This is a genomic window from Stenotrophomonas veracruzanensis (assembly GCF_032911525.1).
GTDB lineage: Bacteria > Pseudomonadota > Gammaproteobacteria > Xanthomonadales > Xanthomonadaceae > Stenotrophomonas > Stenotrophomonas africana.
Map to the genome: position 1 here is coordinate 108,299 of NZ_JAWJTI010000009.1, position 8,469 is coordinate 116,767.

10 protein-coding genes are annotated in these 8,469 nt (G+C 68.1%); 3 read left to right on the forward strand and 7 right to left on the reverse strand.

Annotated features, from left to right (window positions below; all coding sequences use genetic code 11):
- Nucleotides 1–41 precede the first annotated feature (41 nt).
- From R1H25_RS09095 to purM, 7 genes are all read right to left on the reverse strand, one after another.
- Complete coding sequence (locus R1H25_RS09095; RefSeq protein ID WP_049445829.1) at nt 42–725, reverse strand: DUF3108 domain-containing protein; 684 nt, start codon at nt 723–725, stop codon at nt 42–44.
- A gap of 2 nt (nt 726–727) precedes the next feature.
- Nucleotides 728–1,552, reverse strand: a complete 825-nt coding sequence (locus R1H25_RS09100; protein WP_317223397.1) for a DUF3108 domain-containing protein — start codon at nt 1,550–1,552, stop codon at nt 728–730.
- A 68-nt stretch (nt 1,553–1,620) separates the two neighbouring features.
- A complete protein-coding gene (purN, locus tag R1H25_RS09105) occupies nt 1,621–2,280 on the reverse strand; it encodes a phosphoribosylglycinamide formyltransferase (protein WP_317223398.1) in 660 nt (219 codons plus the stop codon).
- Nucleotides 2,277–2,939: a DUF2238 domain-containing protein gene (locus R1H25_RS09110; RefSeq protein WP_317223399.1), complete on the reverse strand. Its 663-nt coding sequence runs from the start codon at nt 2,937–2,939 to the stop codon at nt 2,277–2,279. The genes purN and R1H25_RS09110 overlap by 4 nt, the downstream gene beginning before the upstream one ends.
- A gap of 41 nt (nt 2,940–2,980) precedes the next feature.
- Nucleotides 2,981–3,403 (reverse strand): hypothetical protein, encoded by a 423-nt coding sequence (locus R1H25_RS09115; protein ID WP_317223400.1) that lies wholly within the window; start codon nt 3,401–3,403, stop codon nt 2,981–2,983.
- Nucleotides 3,400–3,888 (reverse strand): hypothetical protein, encoded by a 489-nt coding sequence (locus R1H25_RS09120; RefSeq protein ID WP_317223401.1) that lies wholly within the window; start codon nt 3,886–3,888, stop codon nt 3,400–3,402. Before R1H25_RS09120 ends, R1H25_RS09115 begins: the two co-directional genes overlap by 4 nt.
- A gap of 22 nt (nt 3,889–3,910) precedes the next feature.
- On the reverse strand, nt 3,911–4,969 hold the full coding sequence (gene purM, locus R1H25_RS09125) for a phosphoribosylformylglycinamidine cyclo-ligase (RefSeq protein ID WP_057501281.1): 1,059 nt from the start codon (nt 4,967–4,969) through the stop codon (nt 3,911–3,913).
- Between the two features lie 99 nt (nt 4,970–5,068).
- On the opposite strand from purM, the gene R1H25_RS09130 reads away from it, so the two are divergent.
- The 3 genes from R1H25_RS09130 to hda are packed head-to-tail and all read left to right on the forward strand — an operon-like array spanning nt 5,069 to nt 8,081.
- Nucleotides 5,069–6,208: a DUF2066 domain-containing protein gene (locus tag R1H25_RS09130; protein WP_317223402.1), complete on the forward strand. Its 1,140-nt coding sequence runs from the start codon at nt 5,069–5,071 to the stop codon at nt 6,206–6,208.
- Nucleotides 6,205–7,374 carry an AI-2E family transporter gene (locus R1H25_RS09135; protein ID WP_049445813.1) on the forward strand — a complete coding sequence of 390 codons (1,170 nt, stop codon included), beginning with the start codon at nt 6,205–6,207 and terminating at the stop codon, nt 7,372–7,374. Before R1H25_RS09130 ends, R1H25_RS09135 begins: the two co-directional genes overlap by 4 nt.
- Nucleotides 7,374–8,081 (forward strand): DnaA regulatory inactivator Hda, encoded by a 708-nt coding sequence (gene hda / locus R1H25_RS09140; protein ID WP_032130359.1) that lies wholly within the window; start codon nt 7,374–7,376, stop codon nt 8,079–8,081. Before R1H25_RS09135 ends, hda begins: the two co-directional genes overlap by 1 nt.
- Nucleotides 8,082–8,469 lie beyond the last annotated feature (388 nt).

Consider the following 8,469-nt stretch of genomic DNA (forward strand, 5'->3'; position numbering starts at 1 on the left):
CCCGCGAAAGCGGGCGTTTTTCTGGGTGCGCGGATCTCCGGTCAGTTCATCGCCCTGATGGTCAGGTCCAGCGCATCGCGGCCGCTCTCACGCTGCAGCATGCGCGCCGGCACCGGGAACTCCGGCACGATCCAGGCGATCAGCTCCTTGTTGCCGTCGGCACGCGAGACCTTGGTGGCCTCGTAGCTCTTGCCGCCCACGGTGATCGACTCCTTGCCGATCACGCGGTAGGTCATGTTCTTGATGCGGCCTTCGTCGACCATGCGATAGGTCAGCGGCTTGCCGGCGGCGAGGTCACGGGCGATCGCCAGGTTGATCAGCAACGCGTCCATGTCGCCCGCCTTCAGCGCGATGGGGCCCGCGCGGTCCGGCTTGATGTCGCCGGTCCAGGTGGCCTGGTTGCTGGTCCAGTTGTAGTTGGCCTGCACATTGCGCTTCTTCACCAGCAGCGCCGAACGGTCCTGGCTGCTGAGCGGGCGCAGCTGGCCACGTACTTCCTCGAACACCGTGCTCTGGCTGAGGTCGGCCAGCTGGTTCTTCACCTGCAGGCTGTAGCGCCACTTGTTACTGCCTTCGCTGGCCAGGGTCATGGTGCCGTTGGCCTGCATGCCCATGTAGCTGGCCAGGTAATCCGCCTTGAACGGTTCCAGGGCCATGGCTGGCAGGCTGGCCACGGTCAGGGCGGCGGCTGCGATCCAGGTGAGGGGGCGGGTCAGGGTGTTCATGCTCAGACTCCTTGGTATTCGATCAGGCGCAGATCGACGCGGTCTTCGCCGTCTTCGCGTTGCAGGATGCGCACCGGGGTGGGGACACCGTTGGCGATCCAGAGAATGGTTTCGTTTCTGCCACCGTTGGTCCGGTAGACCCGCAGCGCGTTGTAGGACAGGTCGCCGACCTCGACGTTCTCGGTCTGCGGCGCGGCCTGGTAATCGTGCTCGCGGACCTTGCCCATGTCCACGTAGCGGTAATGCAGGGTGGCGCCCGGACGGGCATCGCGCATGATCGCCAGATTGATCAGCAGCGCACTCTGGTCGCCCGCCTGCAGCGGGATCGGCTGCGCGCGTTCCTTCTTCACGTCACCGGTCCATTGCGCGGTGCCAGCCTGCCAGTTGTAGGTGCCGACCGCCTTCTTGCCCAGGAACAGGCCCTTGCGCACCGTGCTCTGGCTGAGCGGCGCATACACGCCGCTGCGTTCCTCGAACACCGTGCTCTGCTCGATGTTCAGGCCCAGCACGCTGGCAAAGCCGCGGCGGCCGACCACCTGCATGTCCACCCGCCACTGGCTGCCGCCGGTGTGGGTGACCTGCATGCTGGCATCACCCGCTTCCTTGCCCTTGTAGAAGGCCTGGTAGGTGGCGCTGAACGGCTGCAGCGGCGGTGGCTCCCAGGCCAGTGCCGGTGGCATCGGTACGGCCGGGGCATTGGCAGGCGGCAGCGCCGCAGGCACCGCTGCCGGCGAGGTGGCGGGCGCCTGTGCCTGGCCCCAGCCCACGCCGGGGAACACGACAAGCGACAGCAGCAATGAAGTGGGCAGCAGGGTCGTGGTCTTCATGAAGGACAGGAACCGCAGGAGGAGGGCAGGATGCCAGCCCCGCAGTCAGCGGGGCGTGTGCATGGGGACTACCGGTTCAGGTTCCCGGCGGAATCTAGGGCCAATGGGCTAAACAGGGGGTGACCGTCCAGTTGCGGCTGGCCCTCCTGTTCAGCCAGGCGGCCGGCGCACAACAGCTGCAGGGTGGCGATCAGCAGCGGGTGCTCCACTGCCAGCACGCGCGCGGCCAGGGCCTGCGCGTCATCATCCGGCTGCACCGGTACACGTACCTGCGCCAGCACTGCGCCCGCATCCAGCTCGGGCACGACCAGATGCACGCTGGCACCGTGTTCGGCGTCGCCGGCCTGCAGCGCACGGGCGTGGGTGTCCAGGCCCTTGTGCAGCGGCAGCAGCGATGGATGGATGTTGACCAGGCGGCCATTGAAACGCTGCACGAAGGCCGCGCCGAGGATGCGCATGTAGCCGGCGCAGACGATCCAGTCCGGCTGTACCGCGGCCAGCGCATCGCCGAGCGCCTGCTCGTAGCTGGCGCGGTCGCTGAAGGATTTCGGTGCGTGCGCCCAGCGCAGGCTCGGTGCGACGCGCTGCAGGGCCGCTGCGGCGGGGCGGTCGGAAAACACGCCGACCACCTCGGCGGGCAGGCGGCCGTCGGCAATGGCATCGAGGATGGCCTGCAGGTTGCTGCCGCGACCGGAGGCGAGCACGGCAATGCGGGTGGGCGCGGTCATTGCTGGGCGCTCCGGCGGACCAACGGCCAGGTCAGCAGGCTGCCCACGGTGGCCATGAGCATGTCGGCATGCGCGTCCCACATGTCGCCCTGCTGCCCGTTGTAGGCTTCGGCGGCATCCGGCGACAGGGCCAGCGCGATGGCCCACTCGAACCACTCGTAGACCAGGCTGGCGCACATCACCGTCATCACCGCCAGGGTGAAGGCCTGGCCCAGCCGCAGCGCCGGCCACGCATGGCGCGCCAGCTGCAGCAGCGCGGGGGTGAAGCAGACGCCGAACAGGAAGTGGATGAGGCGGTCGAAATGGTTGCGCTGCCATCCGAAGGCCGCATTCGGGGACCAGCCGGTCAGCGTCTGCGCCCAGGCGTCGTAGGGCACGTTGGAATACAGCCAGCGCGCGGCCACGCAGTGCAGAGCGATAAAGCCGCAGATGGCGATGAAGGCTCCGTTGTCCAACCAGCCACCGCGACGGTCGACCCACAGCAGCGCGGCCAGCCCGACCACGGTCAGGGTGCTGTGCAGGGCCTGCTCGGTAGGCCACAGCGGGTGGACCCAGCTGATTGCAAACACCGCCAGCACGGCAGCAAAGGCCAGCTTCTTGGGGCCCGAGAAACGGTGGGTGGTGGGCGAAGCGGTGGTCGGTAGCGCAGGCGCGGACATGGGAAATCGATCAGGAAAGGACGGGACGTCTACCGGCAGGTTCAGACACTGAGGTGGTCACCACGGTCGAACAGCGCGGCCATTTCAGGCTTGGACAGGAACACCCAGGCATAGGCGGCCAGGGCCATGCCCAGCGGGCCGGCCAGTACGCCCAGCCAGGCTGCGCGCTGGCACCAGGCCAGCCCGGTGCGATGTGACAGCTGGCGCGCGGTGTGCAGCTGCACGAAGCCCAGCACGGCCGCCAGTGCGGCGATCGACGCATAGACCGTGGTCAGCATCCAGGCATCGTCCAGCCCGCGTGACTCGGCCACCCAGCCGCTGAGGCCGAGGAACGCCACTGTGGCGACCCAATGGAAGCCGGCCAACGCGTAGAACAGCACTTTCAGCGTCTGCAGATGGCTGGTCAGCTGCAGCTGCGCCAGGGCCTCGTGCGGCAGCGGCGGCGGATTGCCGGAGGCGGTCATGCGGTCGCGGCGGGAAGGTCGAAGGCGGCCTTGATCTGCGGCCGCAGCAGGGTGATCAGGCTGAACACCCCCAGCGCAGTGCCGATCGGCGCGAACAGGCAAGCCAGTCCGGCCACGATCAGGCACAGCAGGTAGCGGCGGCGACGGGTCAGGCAGCGGCCGGCGTAGGCCACGAACGCGCCCAGGGTCACGCCACCGAACACGATGACGCAGCCGACGATGGTGAATATCCAGCCGAACAGGCGCTGCTCGGCCGGCGACGACGGCTGGCCGCCGGAATTCATCGGCAGGTTGCCGGTGAGCGCGGTGATGCCCAGCACGATGTGGATGATGAAGATCAGCGAGAACAGCGCGATCAGCCCGCCGACCACGTAGTGCGCGATGGCCAGCATGCGCAGGTGGTCGGCATCCTGCGCGCTGAACACCGGTACCGTCGCCAGCGGCGGCGGCACGGGTGTGGGCGACAAGGGGGGCGTTGCGTCCATGCGGGCTCCTGGGTTGCCGGGATCAGCCGATGTGGACGCGCTCGGCGCCTTCGGCGGTGACCACCTGGCCGATGGTCCAGTGCTCCAGGCCCTGCGCCTTGACCGCGTCGGACACTGCGGCCACCTGGTCCGGCGCCACGATCAGCACGAAGCCGATGCCACAGTTGAAGGTGCGCCACATTTCGCTGTCGGCTACCGCGCCTTCCTTCTGCAGCCACTGGAACACCGGCGGCAGGGTCCAGGACGAGGCCTGGATGTCCAGGCCGAGGCCTTCGGGCACCACGCGGATGATGTTCTCGGTCAGGCCGCCACCGGTGATGTGGGCCATGCCATGGATGGCGGCACCGTGCGACTTCAGCAGCGACAGGATCGGCTTGACGTACAGGCGGGTCGGCGCCATCAGGGCATCGACCAGCTTCACGCCGCCTTCCAGCTCCAGATCGGCCGGGCGGCCTGCGCGGTCGTAGATGCGGCGCACCAGCGAGTAGCCGTTGGAGTGCGGGCCGGAGGAGGCGATGCCGATCAGCACGTCGCCGGCGGCCACGCTGGCGCCGTCCTTCAGCTCGCTCTTCTCGACCGCAGCCACCGTGAAGCCGGCCAGGTCGTACTCGCCGGGGGCATACATATCGGGCATTTCAGCGGTTTCGCCGCCGATCAGGGCGCAGCCGGCCTCGGTGCAGCCGTTGGCGATGCCGCCCACGACCGCCGCGGCGGTGTCGATGTCCAGCTTGCCGGTGGCGAAGTAGTCCAGGAAGAACAGCGGCTCGGCCCCCTGCACCAGCACGTCGTTCACGCACATGGCGACCAGGTCGATACCGATCGTATCGTGGCGGTTCAGCTGGTGGGCCAGCTTCAGCTTGGTGCCCACGCCATCGGTACCCGACACCAGCACCGGCTCGCGGTACTTGTTGGACAGGTCGAACAGGGCGCCGAAGCCACCCAGGCCGCCCATCACTTCCGGGCGGAAGCTGCGCTTGACCAGGGGCTTGATCCGCTCGACCAGTTCGTTGCCGGCGTCGATGTCGACACCCGCGTCACGATAGGTGAGGGGGGAGGGGGCGGAAGACGGGGTGTTGGTCACGGGCGTCGGCGCTGGCAGGGGTTGAACGGCCGATTTTAACAGGCCGCATTGGCGCAAAGGCCGTATTCGGGCAACAATTCCCCCGGATACGTCGAGCCAATGGATGTCCTGATGCGCCGCAGCCTGATTCTGACCCTGCTCCTTGCGCTGAGCCTGCCGGTGGCCACGATGGCCCAGAGCGGCCTGCGCACCGAGGGTGATGTTGCCACCGCCACTGGCGCGTACGAGGCCGAAGTGCCCGTCAACAGCCAGGCCGAAGCCGATCGCAACGGCGCCCTGGCCCGCGCCTTGAGCGTTGTACTGGGCAAGTTGTCCGGCGATCGCAGCGTGATGTCGCGCCCTGGCGTGGCGCAGGCGCTGCGCAATGCCAAGGATTACGTGGCCAGCTATGACTACAAGCAGGACCAGAGCGTGAGCGCCAGTGGCGCCCCCAGCTTCCGTACCCTGCTGGTGGCCCGCTTCCGCGAGGACGATGTCGATTCGCTGGTGTCGGCGCTGGGCCTGCCGCTGTGGCCGCAGCCGCGACCGAAGCCGGTGCTGTGGCTGGCCGTCGACGACGGCAGCGGTCCGCGACTGGTCAGCGTGCAGCAGGCCAACGCCGCGCGCCCGTTGCTGAACCGCGCCGTCGAACGTGGCTACAAGCTGGGCCTGCCCAGCGGTGGTGCCGCCGAACAGGCGCTGGCCGGTGCCATCTGGCGCCAGGACAGCGCCGCCGTGGCCCGCGCCTCTTCGCGCTACTCGCCGCCGATGCAGCTGATCGGTAAGCTGTACCGCGCCAACGGCGGCTGGCAGGCGGACTGGGTGTTCGTCGACAACGGCCGTGAGCTGAACAAGTGGACCAGCAAGGACGCCAACGCCATGCGCGCGATGGCCGCCGGTGCCGATGGTGCCGCCGATGCGCTGGTCAAGCGCTATGCCAAGGCCGGCGCGGCTGTCGGCCAGGCCGGCACCTACAGGGTGGTGGTCACCGGCATCAACAGCGCCGATGACTACCTGCGCCTGGCTGCCGGCCTGCGCGAGGTACCGGTGGTGCGCAACGTCACCCCGCTGCACGCTTCGGCTGGCCAGCTGGAGCTGAGCCTGGAGATGACCACCGGCCTGGCCGGCTTCAACCGCATGCTGGGCGACAACGGCGTACTGGTGCCTAGCGCCGCGCTGCCTGCCCTGCCGACGCCGATCGACGACACCACCGGTGCCCCGGTCGCTGCGCCGGTCAGCAACGAGTACCGCCTGCGATGAACCTGACCCCGGAAGCGGAAATCGCGCAGTTCCTGCGCCGCCTGAAGTACATCCTGTTCGCCGGCCTGATCGGCTGGGTGGTATGGCTGCTGGCGCCGATCCTGACCCCGTTCGTGCTGGCGCTGGCGCTGGCCTGGCTGGGCGATCCGCTGGTGGACCGCATCGAGGCCACCGGCCGTTCGCGCATGACCGGCGTGGTGCTGGTGTTCGCGGCGATGGTGCTGGTGATCGTGGCGCTGCTGCTGGTGCTGGTGCCGATGATCGAGCGCCAGATCACCACCTTGATCGCGGCGGCGCCGCAGGCACAGGCGTGGCTGATGGAAAAGGGTATTCCCTGGTTCGAGCAGAAGACCGGCCTGGAAGTGATGCAGTGGATGGACCCGGACCGCCTGATCGAATGGGTGCGCAGCCACTGGCAGCAGGCCGGCGGCTTCGCGACCACGTTCATGGGCTACGTCTCGCGCTCGGGCTTTGCGATGGTGACCTGGGTGGTCAACATCCTGCTGCTGCCGATCCTGGCGTTCTACTTCCTGCGTGACTGGGACAAGCTGGTCGAGCGGGTGGCGTCGGTGATTCCACGCAACCAGATCGGCACCATCAGCGCGTTGGCGCGTGAATCCAACGAGGTGCTGGGCGCGTTCATCCGCGGCCAGTTCCTGGTGATGCTGGCGCTGGGCGTGATCTATGCCGGCGGCCTGTCACTGGTCGGCCTCAAGCTGGGCCTGCTGATCGGCCTGATTGCCGGCTTGATCAGCTTCATTCCCTACCTGGGCGCGACCACCGGCATCCTGATGGCGATCGTGGCCGCGCTGGTGCAGGCGCAGGGCTTCGACCTGAAGCTGCTGATCCTGGTCGGCGTGGTGTTCACCGTGGGCCAGCTGCTGGAAAGCTACGTGCTGACCCCGCGCATCGTCGGCGACAAGATCGGCCTGCACCCGGTGGCGGTGATCTTTGCGGTGATGGCCGGTGGCCAGCTGTTCGGCTTCCTCGGCATGCTGCTGGCGCTGCCGGTGGCAGCGGTGACCAACGTGCTGCTGCGCTACGCGCACCAGCGTTATCGCCAGAGCGAGCTGTACGTGGGTGAGAAGCCGGCGATCGTGCTTGATGGTGTTGTTGACCAGCCCCATATCATCATTCCGAATGACAAGGGCCCCGACCTGAAGTGATGGGTGTGCCGCAACTGCCGCTGGCCCTGCATTACCCGCGGGACCAGCGCCTGGAGACCTTCATCGGCGCGCCGGACGGCGCGCTGGCGCAGCTGCGCGCGATCGCGGTGGGCGCCAGCCACGACTGGGTTTACCTGGAAGGTGCGGCGGGCACCGGCAAGACCCATCAGGCGCTGGCGATGTGCTCCAGCGCAGAGCAGGCCGGGCGGCTGCCGACCTACGTGCCGCTGGCCAGCGCCGCGGGGCGCGTACGCGCGGCGCTGGATGGGCTGGAAGCGCGTGAGCTGGTGGCGCTGGACGGCCTGGACGAGGTCGCCGGCAACCGCGAGGACGAGATCGCGCTGTTTGATTTCCACAACCGCGCGCGCGCTGCAGGCGTGACCGTGCTGTACACGGCGCAGAAGGCGCCGGAAGAACTGGGCCTGGTACTGCCCGACCTGCGTTCGCGGCTGGGCCAGTGCGTGCGCGTGCTGCTGCAGCCGCTGGACGAGGAAGGTCGGGCAGCGGTGCTGCGCGAACGCGCGCTGCGGCGTGGCCTGGCGATCGACGAGGCGTCCATCGAGTGGCTGCTGTCGCACACCGGGCGCGAGCTGGGTGGGTTGATCACGCTGCTGGATTGGCTGGATCGCGAATCGCTGGCGGCGAAGCGGCGGATCACCGTGCCGTTCCTGCGCCAGGTGCTGGAAGAAGGCCGGCCTCGTTACTGAGGGTGGGGTTTGTTTGCAGGGCTGCGCCCTGCACCCGCCGAAGCCGAAGCCGAAGCAACGTCAACGTCAAAAGCGGGCTATCCGTGGGATGGCGGGGTGGCTCAGGTTGCGGGGGACGGCGCAAGTACGTCCATGTAGCCTCGGTCGCGCCATCCATGGCGCTCACGCCCCCGCAAGCTGAGCCACCCCGCCTTCGACAGGTTCCCGCGGCTGTTGATGGGTATCGACCTTGGTCGACACGTGTCTTGCTTGGTGGGTGACGACCGTTGGTCGTCACCAGAGCGAGCGCAGCGACGCGACCCGCTTTTGCTTTTCTTTTTTCTTTTCCGTGGCTGGACGCCCACGGAAACTGTCAGAGGCCGGGCGGGGTGGGTTCGCGGGGGTGTCC